This is a genomic window from Stutzerimonas chloritidismutans, assembly GCF_038562055.1.
Taxonomy (GTDB): domain Bacteria; phylum Pseudomonadota; class Gammaproteobacteria; order Pseudomonadales; family Pseudomonadaceae; genus Stutzerimonas; species Stutzerimonas chloritidismutans_A.
In genome coordinates, this window is sequence record NZ_JBCFXD010000008.1 from 131,146 (window position 1) to 150,389 (window position 19,244).

Below are 19,244 nucleotides of genomic sequence, written 5' to 3' on the forward strand. Positions count from 1 at the left end.
TCGAATTTCAATACAAGAGGCCCGCTCGATGAACCCGCAAGCCTGTATCAAGGTGGCTCTGATCGACGACCATGCCCTGGTTCGGGACGGCATCCGCGCCTTGCTGATGGCCGTGCCCGAACTGGATGTGGTCGGTGAGGCCGGCAGCGGCGCCGAGGCCATTGAGCTGCTGAGTCGCGCCACGGCCGATGTGGTGCTGATGGACATTGGCCTAAAGGATGTAAACGGTCTCGAGCTTACCCAATCGCTGCGCCAGCAGTTTCCGGACGTGCGGGTGCTGATTCTGAGCATGTACGACAATCAGGAATACGTGAACACCTCGGTCAAGGTTGGCGCCAGCGGCTATGTGCTGAAAGACGCGCCCTCACGGGAGATCATCGTCGCGATTCAGGCGATTGCTGCGGGGGGCACCTACTACAGCGAGGGCATCGCCGAAAAGCTGGCCAGTCGCAGCGCCGAGGAGCGCGAACTCACCCCGCGTGAGCGCGAAGTGCTGTTGATGCTGGCACAAGGGCACAACAACAAAACCATGGCGCGCGAACTTCAGATCAGCGTGCGGACGGTGGAAACCCATCGACTGAGCATTCGCCGCAAGCTGGATATCGATCGACCGGCGGACCTGATGAAACACGCCATGGTGCATGGCTGGCTACCAGGGCAGCATTAACTTACGCGCTTGTTTAGGTTTCCCGGGAAATCCAACTAAAAGCTGGCGGTGTTAACTGTCGGCTTCTGTAGGATAGGTCTATCCAATACACCGGGACGCGCCATGAGCCATGCCTCTGCCAGATTGATTCCGCCACCGCCCTTGGTCTACCTGGTTTTCATGGGGTGTGCATGGGGACTGTCGAGAGGGGTGCCTCTCGATCTGCCTGAATACGAGTTGACGTTCTATGCGGGCTGGGTGGCGATAGCCGTTGGCATCGCACTGATGCTCTGGTCAGCGCTGGAAATGTTTCGCTATCGCACCACCATCAACCCCTATGGCAAGCCGAGCAATTTGTTGCAGAGCGGGCCGTTTCGTTTCTCGCGCAACCCGATCTATCTGGCTGACACCTTTGTCTATTGCGGTGTCGGGTTGTTGCTGAACAGTGTCTGGCCCTGGCTGCTGCTGCCTTTGTTGATTGTGTGCATGCAGCGCACCGTGATCATTCATGAAGAGCATTTGCTGCTGCGGTTGTTCGGCGACGATTACCGAATATACCGTCGGCGCGTACGGCGCTGGCTCTGAGCGGGCCGGCGTTGACGTCGCCTATAGTTGAACAAGAAGTCCGAGGGGAGTGGATACGATGACCGAGACAAACAGTGACCGCCGGCGCTTTCAGCGCTTCGAATTCGACGCCGAAACGGAGCTGAGGCAAGGCGAGCGTTGCTGGCCGGTCCAGCTACACGATCTCTCGCTTAAGGGGCTGCTGGTTCACCGCCCAGCTGAATGGGACGCCGATCCCGCTCAGCCATTCGAGGCGCGCATCCGGCTTTCGGATGACGCCGAAGTACGCATGCAGGTCGAGATGACCCGCGGCGACGGCGACTTGGTCGGTATGGTCTGTCGGCACATCGATGTCGACTCCATCAGCCATCTGCGGCGGCTGGTCGAGCTTAACCTTGGCGACGAAGCGCTGCTCGAGCGTGAGCTGGCTGCACTCGGCGAGCCCCGGTAAGGCCGCGATTACTCAAACAGCGCGTCTAGCGCCTGTTCAAGGCGCGTCACGGCGATCACCTGTAGCCCGGCGGGCGCCTCCTTGGGCGCGTTGCCCTTCGGTACGATGGCGCGCTTGAACCCATGCTTGGCGGCTTCCTTCAGCCGCTCCTGCCCGCTCGGCACTGGGCGGATCTCGCCGGACAGACCGACCTCGCCAAACACCAACAAGTCGGTATCCAGCGGTCGGTTGCGCAGGCTGGAAATGACCGCCGCCATTAGGGCCAGATCCGAAGCCGTCTCCAGCACTTTCACCCCGCCCACTACGTTGATGAACACGTCCTGGTCGTAGGTCGGGATGCCACCGTGGCGATGCAGCACCGCCAGCAGCATGGCCAGGCGGTTCTGGTCGAGACCAAGGGTGACGCGGCGCGGATTGGCCATGTGGCTGGTATCGACTAAGGCCTGCACCTCGACCAGCATGGGGCGGGTGCCTTCCCAGGTTGCCATCACCACACTGCCTGGCACGGCTTCCTGGGCGCGGGTGAGGAAGATCGCGGAGGGGTTGGTCACTTCCTTGAGGCCTTTGTCGGTCATGCCGAACACGCCCAGCTCGTTGATCGCGCCGAAGCGGTTCTTCACCGCTCTCAGCAGGCGCAGGCGCCCATCCGATTCACCCTCGAAGTAAAGCACCGTGTCGACCATGTGCTCGAGCACCCTCGGCCCCGCCAGTGCGCCTTCCTTGGTTACGTGGCCAACCAGGAAGATCGCCGTGCCGCTCTGCTTGGCAAAACGCACCAGCAGCGCGGCGCTTTCACGAACCTGTGCCACGCCGCCAGGCGCGGACTGCAGTTGCTCGGTGAAGATGGTCTGGATCGAATCGATCACCATCACCTTTGGCTTTTCCAGGCGTGCGGTGGCGATGATGGTTTCGATGCAGGTTTCGGTCATTACTTTGAGCCGGTCCTGCGGCAGGTCCAATCGGCGCGCGCGCATGGCGACCTGCTGCTGTGATTCTTCGCCGGTCACGTAAAGGGCCGGAAACTGGCGGGCAATGTTGCATAGTGTCTGTAGCAAGATGGTCGATTTGCCGATACCGGGATCGCCGCCGATCAGCACTACCGACCCGTCCACCAGGCCGCCGCCGAGCACGCGGTCTAGCTCGCCGGACGCGGTGGAAAATCGCGGGACCTCTTCGACGCTGACTTCAGCCAATGTTTTGATGTTGGCCTGATCGCCCGCCCAGCCGGCCCGCCCGGAGGGCGGCGCAGCGCCATCGATGATGGTTTCCACCAGGGTGTTCCAGGCGCCGCAGTCGCCGCACTGGCCGGCCCATTTGGGAAAGGTCGAGCCGCATTCGGTGCAGCCGTACATGCGCTTGGCCTTGGCCATGGAAACTCCGCGTCTGATGAGAGGTGCCGCATGATAGCGGCTGTCTTGATCGCCATCAGCCACAAGCGCCACATCAGCCGCCAGACTGTAAACAAATCGAACAGGAGTGAATCCATGCGCCATTTGTTGTTTCTGCACTTGCTGGGTGCCAGCGTCTGGGTGGGCGGCCATCTGGTGCTGCTGTTCAGTGTGCTGCCTGGTGCCTTGCGTCGCCGTAACGTGCAACCCGTGCGTGCATTTGAACAGCTCTACGAACGGATTGGGATACCGGCCCTGCTGCTGCAGATAGCGACTGGCATATGGCTGGCCGGGCAGTGGCTACCGCACGCGCAGTGGTTCGGTGGTACGCCCATCGCTCATCTGGTCCAGGCCAAACTGGCGCTTCTGGTTTTTACGGCGGTGCTGGGTGTACATGCCCGGTTAGCGATAATCCCGAAACTTGATGCGCAGCGCCTGCCACAACTGGGCGTGCATATCGTACTGATCACCCTGACCGCAGTGGCCTTCGTCTGGGTTGGATCGGGCTTTAGATTCGGTGGGTTGTTCTGACCGCCACGGGGCGGAACTTCAGTCCTTGCAAAAGAGAGCAACGGGCTGACTGCCGGACAGTGGACGTATTTGAACGGTTTAGCGAAGGGACAGGTGACGTCCGCGACCCGTCACGTCAGGCGTACCTAGACTGACGGGTGGGAGGGGGCGAGCAGAATTAGCCGCAGCACCCACCGCAGCAGCTGCCGCTGGCACGCTTGAGGTCACGAGCGATGTCGTCCTTGAGTGATACACGCTCCAGCTTAAGCGCGCTAAGGGCTTCGTCATCAAGCAGTTCAACGCCGTCCTCGACACGGCAAATCTGCTTGTCCAGTGCCTCGTAGGTTTCAGCCTTGCGGGCGAACTTGGGATCCTGCTGACGCAGCTGATGAAGCTGCTCGAGCTTTTCAGGGAAATCCTTGACCAAGGGATGATGTTCGACGTGCATGGTGCCGCTCCGGTTGGATGAAAAGAGCTTTACCTTAGCGTTGCGCCACGCGATTCTTTTTGACGGCGATCAAGCCGGTCTTACTGTCGTCTGCCGCTCATCGCCGAAGCTCTCTGGCTCGCGACTTGAACCCAACCTATGCTGCAGGTGGTCGAAGCGCTACGGCGGCCGTTCCGACCGTAAAAAATCCTATCCGATTAAAGGAAAGCACCATGGGCATGATCAACGAATTCAAGGCATTTGCAGTCAGGGGCAACGTCATCGACATGGCGGTGGGGATTATCATCGGCGCAGCCTTCACCAAAATTGTCTCGTCCTTCGTCGCCGATGTCGTGACGCCGCCGTTGGGCATGTTGATCGGCGGTGTCGATTTCTCGGATCTTTCCATCGTGCTCAAACAGGCGGTTGGTGATGCCCCGGCGGTGACCTTGAGCTATGGCAGTTTCCTGCAGACGGTCTTCGATTTCATCATTGTGGCCTTCGCGATCTTTCTCGCCGTCAAGGGCATCAACAGCTTGAAGCGCAAAGAGGCGGCAGCGCCGTCTGCACCGCCAGCGCCGAGCAAAGAAGAAGTGCTGCTTACCGAGATTCGCGATGCGTTGCGGGCGCAAAATCGGCCGTGATGACCGTCACGAGGCTTGAGCGATCTGCTTTCATACGTTCGGGCCGCACGAAACCGGGCAGTGTGAAAGGAGTGGTGCCTGGGTGAGTTCGAACCTGCAGCGACAGGTCTGCGGGTTCGAGGTCAGGCTTTATTCGGGTCTTGGCGTGCTTGGCGTGCTGGCCGGCAGCACCGGGTAAGCCACGTGCGGCTGTTCACCCGTCAGGCTGCGCAGGAAGGCTGCAATTGCACTGACTTCGTCATCCTTCAGCGTGCGGCCAAGCTGACTGTCTCCCATGATTGCCACTGCCTGTTCCAGCTCCCAGACCTCACCGCTGTGAAAGTAAGGTGGCGTCAACGCTACGTTGCGCAGGGGCGCCGCGCGGAAGACGTACTCGTCACTTGCCGTATTGGTTACAGTGAAGCGGCCCTTGTCTCCGGACGGGAGAATTTCGGCACCAGGTTTTTTGATGACGCCAAACGGGAAATAGCCTTGGCCGCCCACGTTGACGCCGCTGTGGCAGGCGGTGCAGCCCGTGTCCATGAACAAGGCCAGGCCTTCTTTCTGCTTGGCGTCGAGCGCCGTGTCATCCCCCTTGAGATACCGGTCGAAAGGTGCGTCCGGCGTAATCAGACTGACTTCGAACGCCTCCAGCGCATAAGCCATATTGTCGAAGCTGACTGGGTCCTTGTCGTTTGGGAAGGCCTTCTTGAACTCGCTTGCGTACTCCGGAATGCTCTTGAGCGTCGCAACGACCCGCTCTGGGGTGTTGTTCATCTCCACGCCCGCCTGAACCGGACCCTTGGCCTGGGCCTGCAGATCCTCCGCGCGGCCATCCCAGAACTGGGCGGCGTTGAACACGGCGTTGAGCACGGTGGGGGAGTTGCGGGGGCCTTTCTGCCAGCCATGGCCGATCGAAGTCGTGACGTTATCACCCCCACCTAGGCTCAGGTTGTGACAGGTGTTGCAGCTGATGACGTGGCTGCGCGACAGGCGCGGGTCGAACCAGAGCTTGTGGCCAAGTTGCGCCTGATCAGGGCTGACGGCTTTGCCGCGAACCTCCGTTACCTTCGCTGGGATCGGGTTGAAAACCTCGTCGGCACGTTCGCGCAATTCGTCGGCATGGGCGGCGTTCGAGATCAGCATCAGTCCGCTGATCAGGACGGGTATAGGGGAGCGCATCACGGAGTCCTTTTTCTAGGTTGGCCGCTCCATGAAGCGCTACTCGAGAAGGCGCCAGGTTGATCTGAATCAAGGCGGCGACGTTCGCCGTTGGCTCGTGTGTCGCAGGGGCTGACTTGCCCGAACGCAGACTTGCCGCGTTCGGGAAACCTTCAAGCCGCGCCTCGCTGGACCTTGCGGCCGGCGGGAGGCATCGCCAGAATGGCAGCATCAATCGTGGCCACAAGGCCATTCCTGCAAGGATTTCCAATGCCCGAAACCGTCGCTGCCGGCCTGCGCCTGGCGCCTGATGCGCTGACCCGTCCCTTTGAACCCAGCCAGTTCGCTTTCAAGACCACCGATGAGCTGGAGCCTTTTCTTGGCGTGCTCGGACAGGAGCGGGCCGTCGAGGCGCTGCAGTTCGGGGTGGCGATGCCGCGCCCTGGCTACAACGTCTATGTGATGGGCGAGCCGGGAACCGGACGGTTCTCGTTCGTGCGCCGCTACCTCAAGGCTGAAGGCAAGCGACTCGATACGCCGTCGGACTGGCTCTATGTGAACAACTTCGACGAGCCTCGCGAACCGCGCGTGGTGGAGCTTCCGCAAGGCGGTGCGGGTGAGTTCATTGCCGATATCGGGCAGCTGATCGACAACCTGATGGCTACGTTCCCTGCTGTGTTTGAGCACCCGAGCTTCCAACAGAAGAAGAGCGCCATCGATCGTGCCTTCAATCAGCGCTACGACAAGGCGCTGGATGTCATCGAAAAGCTGGCTCTCGAAAAAGAAATCGCTCTGTATCGGGACAGCAGCAACATCGCCTTCACGCCCATGAAGGATGGCAAATCGATGGACGAGGCGGAATTCGCCCAGTTGCCAGAAGCGGAGCGCGAGCGTTACCACGAAGACATCTCCGCACTTGAAGTTCACCTTAATGAAGGGCTGGCCAGCCTGCCGCAATGGAAGCGCGAGTCCAGCAACCAGCTCCGCCAACTCAATGATGAAACCATCAGCCAGGCCTTGCAGCCGCTGCTGACACCGCTGTCAGAGAAGTATGGCGAAAACGCTGGCATTGAGGCTTATCTGCAGGCCGTGCAGGTCAATCTGCTGAAAACCGTGGTGGAGCAGCTGGTGGATGAAAACCGTCCCGATGCTCAGGCCCGGCAACTGCTTGAAGAGCAGTACAGCCCGAGCCTGGTTGTCGGCCATCCGCTTGATGGCGGCGCGCCAGTGGTGTTCGAGCCGCACCCGACCTATGACAATCTATTTGGTCGCATCGAGTACAGCACTGATCAGGGCGCGCTCTACACCAGCTACCGCCAGCTGCGGCCCGGCGCGCTGCACCGCGCCAATGGCGGCTTCTTGATGCTCGAAGCGGAAAAGATGCTCAGTGAACCCTTTGTCTGGGAAGCCCTGAAACGTGCCTTGCAGTCGCGAAAGCTGAAGATGGAGTCGCCGCTGGCCGAGTTGGGGCGACTGGCTACGGTGACATTGAATCCAGAAGTGATCCCGCTCAACGTTAAAGTGGTGATCATCGGTTCACGCCAGCTCTACTACACCCTGCAGGATCTGGATCCAGATTTTCAGGAGATGTTTCGCGTGCTGGTGGATTTTGACGAAGAAATCCCGCTGGCCGAGGACAGCCTCGAGCAATTCGCGCAGTTGATGAAGACGCGCACCTCCGAAGAGGGCATGGCGCCGCTGACAGCCGCCGCAGTCGCACGGCTGGCGACTTACAGCGCTCGACTGGCCGAGCATCAGGGGCGCTTGTCGGCCCGAATTGGTGATCTGTTCCAGCTGGTCAGCGAGGCGGATTTCATCCGTCAGTTGGCCAAGGATGAGGTGACCGACGTCGGCCATATCGAACGTGCGCTGAAGGCAAAGGCCACTCGTACCGGGCGTGTTTCGGCGCGGATTCTCGAAGACATCCTCGCCGGCGTGATCCTGATCGACAGCGAGGGGGCGGCCATTGGCAAGTGCAATGGCCTGACCGTCTTAGAGGTGGGTGACTCGGCGTTCGGCATGCCGGCGCGTATCTCCGCCACCGTCTATCCGGGCGGCTCGGGAATCGTGGACATCGAGCGCGAGGTCAATCTCGGCCAGCCGATTCACTCGAAGGGCGTGATGATCCTCACGGGCTTTCTCGGCAGCCGCTATGCCCAGGAGTTTCCGCTGGAGATCTCCGCCAGCATCGCGCTTGAGCAGTCCTATGGTTATGTCGACGGCGACAGTGCTTCATTGGGCGAATGCTGCGCGCTGATCTCGGCTATCTCGCGCACGCCGCTCAAGCAGTGCTTTGCGATTACCGGCTCAATCAACCAGTTTGGCGAGGTGCAGGCGGTCGGTGGTGTGAACGAAAAGATCGAGGGCTTCTTCCGCTTGTGCGAAGCACGCGGTTTGACCGGAGACCAGGGCGCGATCATTCCTTTCGCCAACGTTACCACGCTGATGCTCGACGAGCGCGTGCTGGAAGCCGTGCGTCAGGAGCGTTTTCATATATACGCGGTGCGTCATGTCGATGAAGCGCTTTCACTGTTGGTGGGTGAGCCGGTAGGTGCGGCGGACAAGGATGGGCAGTTCCCCAAGGGCAGCGTCAATGCGCGGGTTGTGGAGCGTCTGCGCGACATCGCCGAAATCGAACTGGAGGACGATCACCGAAGCGATGCAGCGTCCCCCGAGGAGGTTCTGGCCGCAGCCCAGTTAAAGGGAGCCGAGCAAGGATAATCGGTTCAAACGCAACGTAATCGGACGGAACGATACGACACGCGGCGGGTCTGCAATGGAAGAGAGCTCCCACTCTCTATCCACATAGTTATCCACAGCGTCTGGGGATAACGGATTTGCGGCCCTTTCCTCTCCAGATGAGGGCGCGCAACCGAGCGCGAGGATCGCCGTCATGTCGCAAACACTCTGTTTGAACCGCGAGTGCCTGGGTCTTGTGACCCGTATCGAATGCATTATCCGGCCCCTGTCCGGGGGCAATGGTTTGTGGACGTTGCTGTGTGCGGCTGGAATCGATGCTGGGCAGCCTACTGCAATCAAAGCGCAAGGCCCATTTCGCGGGCCTCGCGAGGCCGAATCGGTGTTGAAGGCGATTGCCGAGAATCTCTATGGGCAAGGCTATACGGAATCGGAATCGCCATCGATCTGGCAACTGCACATGCAGGCAGAGTTACGCAAGGTCAACGCGAACCAATCGCGCTATCTGAGCGGATGGGGCGCTAAATCCTGAATGCACCGGCCAAGGGATGCCAGCGCGGTCCCGGTTATTGGGGCTGGCAGAGGTCTTGCAACTTCTTATCCACAGCAGAAACATGCCGCTATAGCGCCGTCTTGAAGACTCCGCCGCGCTGAGTATACTCGCTTGCCGAACCCCGCCCCGCGCAGTGAGAACAGATGGAACGCTTGATCGAAAACACCATGTACGCCGCCCGTTGGTTGTTGGCGCCTATTTACTTTGGTCTTGCCTTTGCCCTGCTGGCCCTGGCGATTAAGTTCTTTCAGGAAATCTGGCACATCCTTCCTGCCGTGCTTTCTCTGAGTGAAGGCGATCTGATCCTCAAACTACTCTCGCTGATCGATATGGCGCTGGTTGGCGGTTTGCTGGTGATGGTGATGCTTTCTGGCTACGAGAACTTCGTTTCGCAGCTGGATGTCGATGAGGGCAAGGAAAAGCTCGATTGGCTCGGGAAGATGGATTCCGGCTCGTTGAAGATGAAGGTCGCTGCTTCGATTGTGGCAATCTCATCGATCCACCTGCTGCGCATGTTCATGGACGCGCAGCAGCTCGAGAGCGATCAATTGATGTGGTACGTCATTATCCATCTCACATTCGTCTTTTCAGCTTTCGCCATGGGGTATCTGGATAAGCTGACAAAGCACTGAAGTGGTTCGTGCCTTGCGGCAAGCACGGACGGTGGATTGGTTGGTTGCGAATGGCTTGTCCTGATATTGTACAAAAGTGATCTTTTGTACATCGGAGGGCGCATGAATCTGCAGAAATTGCTGGAAGGCGTACAAGCGAATCATGTCGAGGCGCTAGACCTGGTGTCTCTTGAAGGTGGCTTCTACTTGTTGAATGTCCACGCCGGTGGCAAGTCGCATGTGCTATGTGACGAGCAGGCCAAAGTGATTCATCTGCGATCTGTGGAGCATGCGCGTGATCTTCTCAGTGAGATGCCCGCGGTCCCTTTCTTTCTGGTTCAAAGCTCGGCATACGACGAAATGTGCGGCTTGGCCGAGGGTGTTCGGGAGCCGTTGAGGGTGCCGATCAGTCTGCGTTCTGCCTGGTGAGTATTCCGTTTGTCTAGCGCCCCTATGCTGCCTATAGAACAGACTGGGGTGGCGATGCTAGTCGCTGTGCTAGGCTGTGCGGCCTTTTTTCCGGCGGAGCCGATGCATGACTGACCTGAATCTATCAACCGACGAAACGCGCGTGAGCTACGGTATTGGCCGTCAGCTGGGTGATCAGCTGCGCGAGAATCCGCCGCCGGGGATCAGCCTGGATGCAGTGATCGCAGGTATTCGAGACGCTTTTTCGGGTGCGGCCAGCCAGGTTGCTCCGGAAGCACTCAACGCTAGCTTTGCCGTCATTCGTGAGCGCATGCAAGCCGAGGCGCAGCAAAAGGCTGAAGCCGCTGCCGGCGAAGGCAAAGCGTTTCTGGCAAAAAACGGCCAGCGTGACGGAGTGACTATCCTTCCGTCGGGCCTGCAATACGAAGTGCTGACCGCCGGCGAGGGCACCAAGCCCAGCGCTGAGGATCAAGTGCGTACCCATTACCACGGCACATTGATTGACGGCACGGTATTCGACAGCTCCTACCAGCGTGGCCAGCCGGCCGAGTTTCCGGTGGGTGGCGTGATCGCCGGCTGGACCGAAGCGCTGCAACTTATGGGCGTGGGCAGCAAATGGCGCCTTTATGTGCCAAGCGAGCTCGCTTATGGCGCGCAAGGCGTTGGCAGTATCCCGCCACACAGCGTACTGGTGTTCGATGTCGAGTTGCTGGCTGTTCTTTAAAGCCGCTGCCGCTACGGGCGCAACGCCCTGGCATAGGAGAACAGGAACAGGTTTCGCACCTGTTCCTTCAGCACGCAGGGTTCGCTGGTGCTCAGTTCCTGCAGATCCAAGTCGCCCTGGTCGCGAAGCTCGTTCAGGGCGTCTCCCTCTAAGGTAATGCATACTGCACCGGTGCTGCGGTCGAGTATTCGCAGGTAAGGTTGCGGGCGGTCCAGCCAGGCATCGATCAGATAAGTCATGCGCACCTCCAATTAGTCTCTGTTAATGAGAATAATTGTTATTTGCATATATGCAAGCGCAAAGAATCTCTGAGGCATTTGCTGATGCGCAGAGTAGGGTGTTTAGGGAGGGGTGAAGGGCGCTCAGTTCGCACCCTTCGCTGTGCTCTGCTCAGTGGGTGCGAGCGACTGCGAAACGGCTCAGCTCGACCAGGGCATCACGATAACTGTTGGCAGGGATCAGCTCGAGGCAGGCTATGGCGCGATCAGCATAGTCACGAGCCAGGCGGGCCGTATAATCCAGCGCGCCGGCTGCTTCTACCGCACGGCGGATGCTTTCTAGATCCTCGATGCCGCCTTTCTGAATGGCCTGGCGCACCAGGGAGGCCTGTTCCGGCGTGCCTTCGCGCATCGTGTAGATCAGCGGCAATGTTGGTTTGCCTTCGGCAAGATCATCGCCGACGTTCTTGCCCAGCGCTTCGGCATCGCCCTGATAGTCGAGCAGGTCATCGACCAGTTGGAATGCAATGCCGAGGTAGTCGCCGAAGCTGCGCAGTGCTTCGCGCTGCCCTTCGCTGGCACCCGCCAGAGTGGCCGCGCTGTGCGTGGAGGCTTCGAAAAGCATGGCGGTCTTGCCGCGGATGACCTCCATGTAGATTTCTTCGGTGGTGCTGGCGTCGCGCACCTTCGACAGTTGCAGCACTTCGCCTTCGGCAATCACACGAGTAGCCTGCGAGATGATTCGCATGACTTCCATCGAGCCCAGCTCGACCATCATTTCGAAAGAACGCGCATAGAGGAAGTCACCGACCAGCACGCTGGGCGCATTGCCCCAGAGGGCGTTGGCGGTTGAGCGGCCGCGGCGCATACCGGACATATCGACGACGTCATCATGTAGCAACGTCGAGGTATGCAGGAATTCGATGATCGCTGCCAGCAGACGCAGCTGCTCACCCTTGAGTCCCAGTGCGTTGCCGCTAAGCAGGACCAGTAGAGGGCGCAGCCGCTTGCCGCCGGCCGAGGTGATGTAATCCCCGATCTTTTCCACCAGCGGTACGCGGGACGTCAACTGGTTGCGGATGATGCCGTCAACAGCGGCGAAATCTTCAGCCACTACTTGGTAAAAGGCCTGGGGTTGCATCGGGGACGAGTACTCCTCGGAGATTGCGCGGCATGCTATGGGGCGGGTCAGGCAGTGTCAAGGCAAGGTCCGGCGGCTATTGCGCAGGCTCAGGTGGATGCGTACAATCGCGGACCCTGAACTTTCCCCCTGGGCATTTCCCTGCCTTACGCAATTGCAAGGGCGTCCTATCCGGCCCCGAGCAGCCATGCCAGCCTCCAACTATTTTACTTAAGCGCTGGGTGAGCAGGATCAACGGAGATACACAGATGTACGCAGTTATCGTTACCGGCGGCAAGCAATACAAGGTCGCCGAAGGCGAATACCTCAAGATTGAAAAACTCGAAGTTGCTACTGGCGAAGCCGTCACTTTTGACCGCGTTCTGCTGATTGGCAACGGCGATGATGTAAAGATCGGCGCTCCGGTGGTCGATGGTGCCAAGGTCACTGCTGAAGTGATCGCTCAGGGCCGTCATGACAAGGTCACCATCATCAAATTCCGCCGTCGTAAGCATCACATGAAGCGTCAGGGCCACCGTCAGTGGTTCACTGAGGTCAAAATCACCGGCATTCAGGGCTAATCGGGCCTGAATCCCCTTATAGGAGTATTGAACTCATGGCACACAAAAAAGCTGGCGGTTCTACCCGCAACGGTCGCGACTCAGAAGCCAAACGTCTTGGCGTGAAGATGTATGGCGGCCAGGTCATCAAGGCCGGTAACATCATCGTGCGTCAGCGCGGCACCCAGTTCCATGCCGGTTACGGCGTTGGCATGGGCAAGGATCACACCTTGTTCGCCAAGGTGGAAGGCGTGATCAAATTCGAAGTGAAGGGCCAGTTTGGTCGTCGCTACGTGAGCGTCGTCGCGGCCTAATCGCGGCGTTGCTGGAAAAGCCCTGTCATGCGACGGGGCTTTTTTGTTTCTGTATCCTCTGTAGGGCTCTTGCAAAACGCTGCTGTGCTCTAATTATCGCTGGGTTTTGCAAGACCCTTATGTTCCTGTTTTCTAGCCCGTCCTGGCGGCGGGAGGCGTTCCCATGAAATTCGTCGATGAAGTATCGATTTTTGTAAAGGCTGGCGACGGCGGTAACGGCATGATGAGCTTCCGTCGCGAGAAGTTCATCGAAAAAGGCGGCCCCAACGGGGGTGACGGCGGTGACGGTGGTTCCGTTTATCTGCAGGCTGACGAGAACCTCAATACTCTCGTCGACTACCGCTATACCCGTCGCTTCAATGCGCCGAATGGCCAGAAAGGCGGCAGTACCGAGTGTACCGGCGCCAAGGGCGACGACCTTGTCCTGCCGGTGCCGGTTGGGACAACGGTGATTGATGCGGCTACTCAAGACGTCATTGGCGACCTGACAAAGGCCGGTCAGCGCCTGCTGGTCGCTCAGGGTGGCTGGCACGGGCTGGGTAACACCCGCTTCAAGTCCAGCACCAATCGTGCGCCTCGCCAGACCACGCCAGGCAAGCCAGGCGATGCTCGCGACCTGAAACTTGAGTTGAAGGTACTGGCGGATGTTGGGCTGCTGGGGTTGCCGAACGCTGGTAAGAGTACGTTCATTCGCTCGGTGTCGGCTGCCAAACCTAAGGTTGCCGATTATCCGTTTACCACGCTGGTGCCGAACCTCGGGGTGGTGAGCGTTGGTCGCTACAAGAGCTTCGTGGTGGCTGACATTCCGGGTCTGATTGAGGGCGCTTCGGAAGGCGCAGGACTGGGCATTCGGTTCCTCAAGCACCTTGCGCGGACGCGGCTGTTGTTGCACCTGGTGGACATGGCGCCGCTGGATGAAAGTGACCCGGCCGATGCGGCTGAAGTTATCGTCAGTGAGTTGGAGAAGTTCAGTCCGGCGCTGGCGCAGCGTGACCGTTGGCTGGTGCTGAACAAGGCTGACCAGCTGCTCGAAGAGGATCGTGACGAGCGTGTTCAGCGGGTGGTCGAGCGGCTTGAGTGGGACGGTCCTGTATTCGTCATCTCTGCCCTTGAGCGCGAGGGCACCGAGGCGTTGAGTCAGGCCATCATGCGCTACCTGGATGAGCGCTTGGTGCGTATCGCCGAGGAGCCAGCATACGCGGAAGCGCTTGCTGAGCTGGATCGGCAAATCGAGGACGAGGCGCGTGCTCGTCTGCAGGAGCTCGATGATCAGCGCGCCTTGCGGCGTGCGGGCGTGAAATCTGTCGACGAGGTCGATGAAGACGACTTCGATGATGATGACGACGATGAAGGTGGTGCTGAGATCTTCTACGTGCGTTGACGGCGCATGCTTGCATCGTTGCGAGCGTCGCTAGCGAATGGTTGCGGGCTGGCTTGTCTGTCGCCCGCCGAGTGGTTTGGCCAGGTACCGATTGGAAGGCAGGATCGATGCGGGACAAGGTGAGCGGTGCGCGGCGCTGGGTGGTGAAGATCGGCAGCGCTTTGCTGACGGCTGATGGTCGCGGCCTGGATCAAGCGGCTATGGCTGTCTGGGTTGATCAGATGGTGGCGCTGCGCAAGGCGGGTGTCGAGTTGGTGTTGGTGTCTTCCGGCGCTGTCGCTGCCGGTATGAGCCGTCTCGGTTGGGCTGTCAGGCCAAAGGCCGTCCATGAGCTACAGGCTGCGGCAGCCGTTGGGCAGATGGGTTTGATACGGGCCTGGGAAGCCAGCTTCGCGCGTTGTGAGCAGCAAACTGCGCAGGTTCTCGTAACCCACGATGATCTCTCTGACCGCAAGCGCTATCTCAATGCTCGCAGTACGCTTCGCACGCTGATCGATCTGGGCGTGGTGCCGGTTATCAATGAAAACGATACGGTTGTCACTGACGAGATCCGCTTCGGCGACAACGACACGCTCGCTGCGTTGGTGGCGAACCTGGTCGAAGCGGATCTCCTGGTGATCCTTACTGACCGCGACGGCATGTTCGATGCTGATCCGCGCAATAATCCAGATGCCAGCTTGATCAGTGAAGCGCGCGCCGATGATCCTGCGTTGGACGCAGTGGCGGGTGCTACGGGTGGCGCGCTCGGGCGGGGCGGCATGCAGACAAAGCTGCGCGCGGCGCGTTTGGCGGCGCGCTCTGGTGCCTATACCGTCATCATTGGTGGTCGAATCGAGCAGGTGCTGGCGCGACTGAGGGCGGGTGAGTCGCTCGGCACACTGTTGGCGCCGGAATGTAATCGTCATGCGGCGCGAAAGCAGTGGCTGGCGGGGCATCTGCAGATGCGTGGTACGGTCGTCCTTGATGACGGTGCTGTGCATGCGCTGAAGCAGGGTAATCGCAGCTTGTTGCCGGTCGGGGTCAAGGCGGCGCAGGGTGGTTTCCGTCGTGGTGAGATGGTCGTGTGTGTCGGTCTGGATGGTCGTGAGGTTGCGCGCGGTCTGGCTAACTACAGTGTGGCTGAAACGCAGCGAATCCTTGGGCGTCCGTCGGATGAAATCGAGAAGCTGCTCGGTTATGTCGATGAGCCCGAGCTGATTCACCGCGACAATATGATCTTGGCCTGAGGTGGTTTGATGCGCCTGGCAAAAGCGTTAGTGGTTTTGTTGATGTGGCCAGTGGTTGGTATGGCGCGCGAAGTGGGCGAGGTCGACACGGTCTTTAAATGGCTGGGGCCGAACCACAAGATTGTGGTTGAGGCGTTTGATGACCCGAAGGTTGAGGGTGTGACCTGCTATCTATCGCGTGCAAAGACTGGCGGCATAAAGGGCGGGCTCGGGTTGGCTGAGGACCGCGCCGAGGCGTCGATCGCCTGCAGACAGGTAGGGCCCATCCGCATGAGCGAGAAGCTCAAAGATGGCGAAGTGGTCTTCAAGGAGCGCACTTCTCTGGTGTTCAAGACAATGCAGGTGGTCCGCTTTTTCGATGAGGCTCGCAATACGCTGGTCTATCTGGTGTACAGCGATCGGGTTATCGAAGGAAGCCCGCAGAACGCGGTGACTGCGATTCCAATACTGCCTTGGGCTCAGCCGTAAGCAGTATAGGGTTCAGTTGGTTGTTGTGATGGCTGAATCGCAGGCATAAAAAACCGGCTCAAGGCCGGTTTTTTCACAAGAGCGTACAGCTTAGGCTGCAGCAGCTTCGCCGAGGGCCTTGATGTGGCCGTTCAGGCGGCTTTTATGCCGAGCTGCTTTGTTCTTGTGGATGATGCCCTTGTCGGCCATACGGTCGATTACAGGCACGGCTGCAGTATAAGCAGTACGAGCTTTATCCAGATCTTTTGCATCAATGGCTTTGACCACATTCTTGATGTAGGTACGAACCATGGAGCGCAGGCTGGCGTTGTGGCTGCGACGCTTCTCAGCCTGAATTGCGCGTTTTTTGGCGGAAGGGCTGTTGGCCACCGTCGAACTCCTCGAAAACGTGGGATTACAAAGCAAATAAGGCCGCGAATCATGCCGATGCGGTTGGTCCTTGTCAACCCCGGTTGAACTAATCGAGACACTGGCCGGACAGAAGGGGGGTCGCTAAACTCGCGCCCTCTGTTAACTGTCGAAACTGGTCATCGAGTCGATGCTCAGTGCCCTGGCCAGAACCCCTCCTGCTGCAACTCTAGGAAGACAAATGTCCGATACATCCGGCAAAGGTGGATTGCTGCGGTCCAGTGCGGTAGTCAGCGTGATGACGCTGCTATCCCGGGTGCTGGGCATGGTACGCGATATGGTGGTGGCCAGCTACTTCGGCTCTGGCGCTGCTGCTGATGCCTTCTTCATCGCTTTCAAGATTCCCAACTTTTTACGCCGTCTGTTTGCAGAAGGCGCGTTTGCGCAGGCTTTCGTTCCGGTGCTGTCGGAATACCGGACAAAACAAACTCTGACGGAGGTTAAGCTGCTGGTAGATCGCACTGCCGGCATGCTTGGGCTGATCCTGACGGGCATTACGGCGGTTGGCGTGTTGGCTTCGCCATACGTGGTCATGCTCTTTGCGCCTGGCTTTCATGACGACCCAGCCAAAATGCAGCTCGCTGGCGAGCTGCTGCGCATCACCTTCCCCTACTTGCTGCTGATTTCGCTAACGGCTTTCACCTCCGGCGTGCTCAATACTTACGGGCATTTCGCGGTGCCGGGCTTCACGCCAGTGCTGTTGAATGTCTGCATGATCAGCTCGGCTGTTTTCCTGACGCCTTACTTCGATCAACCGATCATGGCCCTGGCTTGGGGGGTATTCATCGCCGGCTTCGCCCAGCTGGCGTTTCAGCTGCCTTACGTCGCCAAGCTGGGGTTGTTGCCCAGGCCGCGGGTGAGATTCGGAGACGAGGGCGTACGGCGAATCATGCTGCTGATGGTTCCGGCCTTGTTCGGTGTGTCGGTCAGTCAGATCAATCTCTTGCTCGATACGGTTCTCGCGTCGTTTCTGCAGACCGGTAGCGTGTCCTGGCTCTATTACGCTGACCGCCTTTCGGAATTGCCGCTTGGAGCATTCGGTATCGCCATCGGTACGGTGATTTTGCCCAGCCTGTCGCGTCAGCATGCTGGGGAGGATCCCAAAGCGTTTTCCAATACCCTCAACTGGGCGCTGAGAATGGTTCTGTTGGTGGGGATTCCAGCGGCGCTTGCGCTGGGCATCCTCGCTGAGCCGCTGATTGCCAGTCTGTTTTTTTACGGTGCGATGAGCGAACAGGCCGTGGTGCAATCGGCCAATGCGCTGGAGGCCTATTCGCTGGGCGTGCTGGCGTTCATGTTGATCAAGGTGCTGGCGCCAGGTTTCTTCGCACGCCAGGATTTGAAGACGCCAGTACGCGTTGCAATCATCTGCATGATCGCCAACATGGCACTGAACCTGATGCTGATCTGGCCGCTCCAGCATGTCGGGTTGGCATTGGCGACCTCATTGTCGTCGATGCTCAATGCGGGCCTGCTGTTCTGGGGGCTGTACAAGACAGGCGTGTTCCGGTTTACGCCCGGATGGGGGTTATTCCTCCTTCGGTTGGCCGGCGGCTGTGCTGCAATGGTGGTGATGGTCTGGTGGCTCAATGCGCCATCGGTCGAATGGTTCGCTTGGGGCTGGCAGCAGCGAGCGCTGCAGTTGGGGCTGCTCGTCGTGGCGGGGTTGGGCGCTTTCGCGGCGGGCCTGGTAGTGCTTGGTTTGCGTCCTCGGCATCTCCGTCATTGATCCGTACCTTGCACGGGTGGCAAACCTGTCCGTGACCGCCGCCTCATGCGTATAATCGGCGACTTTTCAAGCAAGAAGTGCGGTATGCAGCTGGTTCGAGGTCTTCATAACCTGCGACCCCGGCATCGGGGTTGCGTCGCCACCATCGGCAATTTCGACGGGGTTCACCGGGGGCATCAAGCTATCCTGGAGCGCCTGCGCGACCGTGCTTCCGAGCTTGGTTTGCCCAGTTGCGTGGTGATTTTCGAGCCGCAGCCGCGCGAGTACTTCGCACCAGATCAGGCGCCCGCTCGCTTGACCCGCCTGCGCGAGAAATTGCAGCTGCTGAGTGAGCAGGGTGTCGATTTGGTGTTGTGTCTGGCGTTCAACCGTCGTTTGCGAGAGCTGGGTGCGGCAGAGTTCGTTCACGCGACGCTGGTTGATGGTCTTGGCGTGCGGCACCTGGAAGTCGGCGACGACTTCCGCTTCGGCTGCGACCGTGCCGGGGATTTCAATTTTTTGCTAAAGGCCGGCGCGGCCGAAGGCTTCACCGTTGAGGCTGCCACTACCATAGAAGTCGAGGGCGAGCGTGTCAGTAGCACGCGTCTGCGTCAGGTGCTCGCTGACGGCGACCTGGATCTGGCGCAAAAGTTGCTCGGTCGACCGTTCAGCATTACCGGCCGCGTGATGCATGGGCAGGCGCTAGGTCGACAGTTAGGTGCGCCTACCGCCAATATCCAGCTCAAGCGCAAAAATACGCCGCTCAGCGGAGTGTTCATGGTGAGCACTGAGGTTGACGGTCTCACTCAGCCGGCGGTCGCCAACATTGGCATGCGACCCTCGGTCAAAAGCGACGGCCAACCGCATCTGGAAGTGCATTTGCTCAATTATCAAGGCGACCTCTATGGGCGTCTGCTGCGCGTGACCTTTCATCGCAAGCTGCGTGACGAGCAGCGGTTTGCCTCGCTGGAGGCGCTCAAGACGGCAATCGAAGCAGATATTGCTGCGGCTCGCGAATACTGGCGGGCTTCACCCTTTACCACGAGTCAGGACTGAA

At 59.3% G+C, this 19,244-nt stretch carries 23 protein-coding genes; 17 read left to right on the forward strand and 6 right to left on the reverse strand.

Annotated features, from left to right (window positions below):
* The first annotated feature begins 28 nt into the window (after window positions 1–28).
* From AAGW23_RS13950 to AAGW23_RS13960, 3 genes are all read left to right on the forward strand, one after another.
* Entirely contained in the window at window positions 29–667 is a 639-nt protein-coding gene (locus tag AAGW23_RS13950; protein WP_102837914.1) for a response regulator, read from the forward strand.
* Window positions 668–769: 102 nt separating this feature from the next.
* The gene (locus AAGW23_RS13955) at window positions 770–1,231 is read left to right on the forward strand and encodes an isoprenylcysteine carboxylmethyltransferase family protein (protein WP_342407021.1); all 462 of its coding nucleotides are present in this window, start codon (window positions 770–772) and stop codon (window positions 1,229–1,231) included.
* A gap of 58 nt (window positions 1,232–1,289) precedes the next feature.
* Window positions 1,290–1,661: a PilZ domain-containing protein gene (locus AAGW23_RS13960; RefSeq protein WP_148926873.1), complete on the forward strand. Its 372-nt coding sequence runs from the start codon at window positions 1,290–1,292 to the stop codon at window positions 1,659–1,661.
* A gap of 8 nt (window positions 1,662–1,669) precedes the next feature.
* Here AAGW23_RS13960 and radA read toward each other — a convergent pair whose 3' ends face one another.
* Window positions 1,670–3,031: a DNA repair protein RadA gene (gene radA / locus AAGW23_RS13965; RefSeq protein WP_342407022.1), complete on the reverse strand. Its 1,362-nt coding sequence runs from the start codon at window positions 3,029–3,031 to the stop codon at window positions 1,670–1,672.
* A gap of 114 nt (window positions 3,032–3,145) precedes the next feature.
* Here radA and AAGW23_RS13970 point away from each other — a divergent pair, with 114 nt between their 5' ends.
* Complete coding sequence (locus AAGW23_RS13970; protein WP_342407023.1) at window positions 3,146–3,580, forward strand: CopD family protein; 435 nt, start codon at window positions 3,146–3,148, stop codon at window positions 3,578–3,580.
* A gap of 157 nt (window positions 3,581–3,737) precedes the next feature.
* On the opposite strand, the gene AAGW23_RS13975 is transcribed toward AAGW23_RS13970, so the two are convergent.
* The gene (locus AAGW23_RS13975; RefSeq protein ID WP_045430358.1) at window positions 3,738–4,007 is read right to left on the reverse strand and encodes a YdcH family protein; all 270 of its coding nucleotides are present in this window, start codon (window positions 4,005–4,007) and stop codon (window positions 3,738–3,740) included.
* Between the two features lie 212 nt (window positions 4,008–4,219).
* Here AAGW23_RS13975 and mscL point away from each other — a divergent pair, with 212 nt between their 5' ends.
* Window positions 4,220–4,630 carry a large-conductance mechanosensitive channel protein MscL gene (gene mscL, locus AAGW23_RS13980; RefSeq protein WP_342407024.1) on the forward strand — a complete coding sequence of 137 codons (411 nt, stop codon included), beginning with the start codon at window positions 4,220–4,222 and terminating at the stop codon, window positions 4,628–4,630.
* A 129-nt stretch (window positions 4,631–4,759) separates the two neighbouring features.
* Here the strand turns inward: mscL and AAGW23_RS13985 are convergent, their stop codons facing one another.
* Entirely contained in the window at window positions 4,760–5,791 is a 1,032-nt protein-coding gene (locus AAGW23_RS13985) for a cytochrome-c peroxidase (protein WP_342407025.1), read from the reverse strand.
* 249 nt (window positions 5,792–6,040) lie between these two features.
* Between AAGW23_RS13985 and AAGW23_RS13990 the strand changes: the two genes are divergently transcribed.
* From AAGW23_RS13990 to AAGW23_RS14010, 5 genes are all read left to right on the forward strand, one after another.
* Entirely contained in the window at window positions 6,041–8,491 is a 2,451-nt protein-coding gene (locus tag AAGW23_RS13990; protein WP_342407026.1) for a Lon protease family protein, read from the forward strand.
* 172 nt (window positions 8,492–8,663) lie between these two features.
* Window positions 8,664–8,999 carry a hypothetical protein gene (locus AAGW23_RS13995; protein WP_342407027.1) on the forward strand — a complete coding sequence of 112 codons (336 nt, stop codon included), beginning with the start codon at window positions 8,664–8,666 and terminating at the stop codon, window positions 8,997–8,999.
* A gap of 164 nt (window positions 9,000–9,163) precedes the next feature.
* Window positions 9,164–9,652 (forward strand): TIGR00645 family protein, encoded by a 489-nt coding sequence (locus AAGW23_RS14000; RefSeq protein ID WP_102837905.1) that lies wholly within the window; start codon window positions 9,164–9,166, stop codon window positions 9,650–9,652.
* A 102-nt stretch (window positions 9,653–9,754) separates the two neighbouring features.
* Complete coding sequence (locus AAGW23_RS14005) at window positions 9,755–10,060, forward strand: DUF6482 family protein (RefSeq protein WP_342407028.1); 306 nt, start codon at window positions 9,755–9,757, stop codon at window positions 10,058–10,060.
* A gap of 106 nt (window positions 10,061–10,166) precedes the next feature.
* Complete coding sequence (locus tag AAGW23_RS14010; protein ID WP_342407029.1) at window positions 10,167–10,784, forward strand: FKBP-type peptidyl-prolyl cis-trans isomerase; 618 nt, start codon at window positions 10,167–10,169, stop codon at window positions 10,782–10,784.
* An 11-nt stretch (window positions 10,785–10,795) separates the two neighbouring features.
* Here AAGW23_RS14010 and AAGW23_RS14015 read toward each other — a convergent pair whose 3' ends face one another.
* Together AAGW23_RS14015 and AAGW23_RS14020 are read right to left on the reverse strand one after the other, a co-directional pair.
* Complete coding sequence (locus AAGW23_RS14015) at window positions 10,796–11,023, reverse strand: hypothetical protein (protein ID WP_148926868.1); 228 nt, start codon at window positions 11,021–11,023, stop codon at window positions 10,796–10,798.
* A gap of 151 nt (window positions 11,024–11,174) precedes the next feature.
* A complete protein-coding gene (locus tag AAGW23_RS14020; protein WP_342407030.1) occupies window positions 11,175–12,143 on the reverse strand; it encodes a polyprenyl synthetase family protein in 969 nt (322 codons plus the stop codon).
* Between the two features lie 248 nt (window positions 12,144–12,391).
* On the opposite strand from AAGW23_RS14020, the gene rplU reads away from it, so the two are divergent.
* The 5 genes from rplU to AAGW23_RS14045 all read left to right on the forward strand — a co-directional run bounded on the left by rplU (window position 12,392) and on the right by AAGW23_RS14045 (window position 16,071).
* Window positions 12,392–12,703: a 50S ribosomal protein L21 gene (gene rplU / locus AAGW23_RS14025; protein ID WP_003302133.1), complete on the forward strand. Its 312-nt coding sequence runs from the start codon at window positions 12,392–12,394 to the stop codon at window positions 12,701–12,703.
* A gap of 35 nt (window positions 12,704–12,738) precedes the next feature.
* Window positions 12,739–12,996: a 50S ribosomal protein L27 gene (gene rpmA, locus AAGW23_RS14030; protein WP_019339713.1), complete on the forward strand. Its 258-nt coding sequence runs from the start codon at window positions 12,739–12,741 to the stop codon at window positions 12,994–12,996.
* Between the two features lie 163 nt (window positions 12,997–13,159).
* Window positions 13,160–14,377 (forward strand): Obg family GTPase CgtA, encoded by a 1,218-nt coding sequence (gene cgtA / locus AAGW23_RS14035; RefSeq protein ID WP_342407031.1) that lies wholly within the window; start codon window positions 13,160–13,162, stop codon window positions 14,375–14,377.
* A gap of 107 nt (window positions 14,378–14,484) precedes the next feature.
* Window positions 14,485–15,603: a glutamate 5-kinase gene (gene proB / locus AAGW23_RS14040; RefSeq protein ID WP_342407032.1), complete on the forward strand. Its 1,119-nt coding sequence runs from the start codon at window positions 14,485–14,487 to the stop codon at window positions 15,601–15,603.
* A gap of 9 nt (window positions 15,604–15,612) precedes the next feature.
* Window positions 15,613–16,071 (forward strand): CreA family protein, encoded by a 459-nt coding sequence (locus AAGW23_RS14045; RefSeq protein ID WP_342407033.1) that lies wholly within the window; start codon window positions 15,613–15,615, stop codon window positions 16,069–16,071.
* Between the two features lie 90 nt (window positions 16,072–16,161).
* On the opposite strand, the gene rpsT is transcribed toward AAGW23_RS14045, so the two are convergent.
* On the reverse strand, window positions 16,162–16,440 hold the full coding sequence (gene rpsT, locus AAGW23_RS14050) for a 30S ribosomal protein S20 (RefSeq protein WP_003281567.1): 279 nt from the start codon (window positions 16,438–16,440) through the stop codon (window positions 16,162–16,164).
* A gap of 220 nt (window positions 16,441–16,660) precedes the next feature.
* On the opposite strand from rpsT, the gene murJ reads away from it, so the two are divergent.
* Together murJ and ribF are read left to right on the forward strand one after the other, a co-directional pair.
* Window positions 16,661–18,208: a murein biosynthesis integral membrane protein MurJ gene (gene murJ / locus AAGW23_RS14055; protein ID WP_342407034.1), complete on the forward strand. Its 1,548-nt coding sequence runs from the start codon at window positions 16,661–16,663 to the stop codon at window positions 18,206–18,208.
* 84 nt (window positions 18,209–18,292) lie between these two features.
* Complete coding sequence (gene ribF / locus AAGW23_RS14060) at window positions 18,293–19,243, forward strand: bifunctional riboflavin kinase/FAD synthetase (RefSeq protein ID WP_342407035.1); 951 nt, start codon at window positions 18,293–18,295, stop codon at window positions 19,241–19,243.
* The last annotated feature ends 1 nt before the right edge of the window (window position 19,244 follow it).

Bases quoted from the DNA above. Each gene is read 5' to 3' on its own strand.
- AAGW23_RS13970 (WP_342407023.1), top strand. From the start codon at position 3,146: ATGCGCCATTTGTTGTTTCTGCACTTGCTGGGTGCCAGCGTCTGGGTG.
- AAGW23_RS14045 (WP_342407033.1), top strand. From the start codon at position 15,613: ATGCGCCTGGCAAAAGCGTTAGTGGTTTTGTTGATGTGGCCAGTGGTT.
- AAGW23_RS14020 (WP_342407030.1), bottom strand. From the start codon at position 12,143: ATGCAACCCCAGGCCTTTTACCAAGTAGTGGCTGAAGATTTCGCCGCT.
- AAGW23_RS14015 (WP_148926868.1), bottom strand. From the start codon at position 11,023: ATGACTTATCTGATCGATGCCTGGCTGGACCGCCCGCAACCTTACCTG.
- AAGW23_RS13995 (WP_342407027.1), top strand. From the start codon at position 8,664: ATGTCGCAAACACTCTGTTTGAACCGCGAGTGCCTGGGTCTTGTGACC.
- AAGW23_RS14000 (WP_102837905.1), top strand. From the start codon at position 9,164: ATGGAACGCTTGATCGAAAACACCATGTACGCCGCCCGTTGGTTGTTG.
- AAGW23_RS13955 (WP_342407021.1), top strand. From the start codon at position 770: ATGAGCCATGCCTCTGCCAGATTGATTCCGCCACCGCCCTTGGTCTAC.
- AAGW23_RS13950 (WP_102837914.1), top strand. From the start codon at position 29: ATGAACCCGCAAGCCTGTATCAAGGTGGCTCTGATCGACGACCATGCC.
- AAGW23_RS13960 (WP_148926873.1), top strand. From the start codon at position 1,290: ATGACCGAGACAAACAGTGACCGCCGGCGCTTTCAGCGCTTCGAATTC.
- rpmA (WP_019339713.1), top strand. From the start codon at position 12,739: ATGGCACACAAAAAAGCTGGCGGTTCTACCCGCAACGGTCGCGACTCA.
- radA (WP_342407022.1), bottom strand. From the start codon at position 3,031: ATGGCCAAGGCCAAGCGCATGTACGGCTGCACCGAATGCGGCTCGACC.
- AAGW23_RS14010 (WP_342407029.1), top strand. From the start codon at position 10,167: ATGACTGACCTGAATCTATCAACCGACGAAACGCGCGTGAGCTACGGT.
- proB (WP_342407032.1), top strand. From the start codon at position 14,485: ATGCGGGACAAGGTGAGCGGTGCGCGGCGCTGGGTGGTGAAGATCGGC.
- rplU (WP_003302133.1), top strand. From the start codon at position 12,392: ATGTACGCAGTTATCGTTACCGGCGGCAAGCAATACAAGGTCGCCGAA.
- ribF (WP_342407035.1), top strand. From the start codon at position 18,293: ATGCAGCTGGTTCGAGGTCTTCATAACCTGCGACCCCGGCATCGGGGT.
- mscL (WP_342407024.1), top strand. From the start codon at position 4,220: ATGGGCATGATCAACGAATTCAAGGCATTTGCAGTCAGGGGCAACGTC.
- AAGW23_RS14005 (WP_342407028.1), top strand. From the start codon at position 9,755: ATGAATCTGCAGAAATTGCTGGAAGGCGTACAAGCGAATCATGTCGAG.
- AAGW23_RS13990 (WP_342407026.1), top strand. From the start codon at position 6,041: ATGCCCGAAACCGTCGCTGCCGGCCTGCGCCTGGCGCCTGATGCGCTG.
- murJ (WP_342407034.1), top strand. From the start codon at position 16,661: ATGTCCGATACATCCGGCAAAGGTGGATTGCTGCGGTCCAGTGCGGTA.
- AAGW23_RS13975 (WP_045430358.1), bottom strand. From the start codon at position 4,007: ATGCACGTCGAACATCATCCCTTGGTCAAGGATTTCCCTGAAAAGCTC.
- AAGW23_RS13985 (WP_342407025.1), bottom strand. From the start codon at position 5,791: ATGCGCTCCCCTATACCCGTCCTGATCAGCGGACTGATGCTGATCTCG.
- cgtA (WP_342407031.1), top strand. From the start codon at position 13,160: ATGAAATTCGTCGATGAAGTATCGATTTTTGTAAAGGCTGGCGACGGC.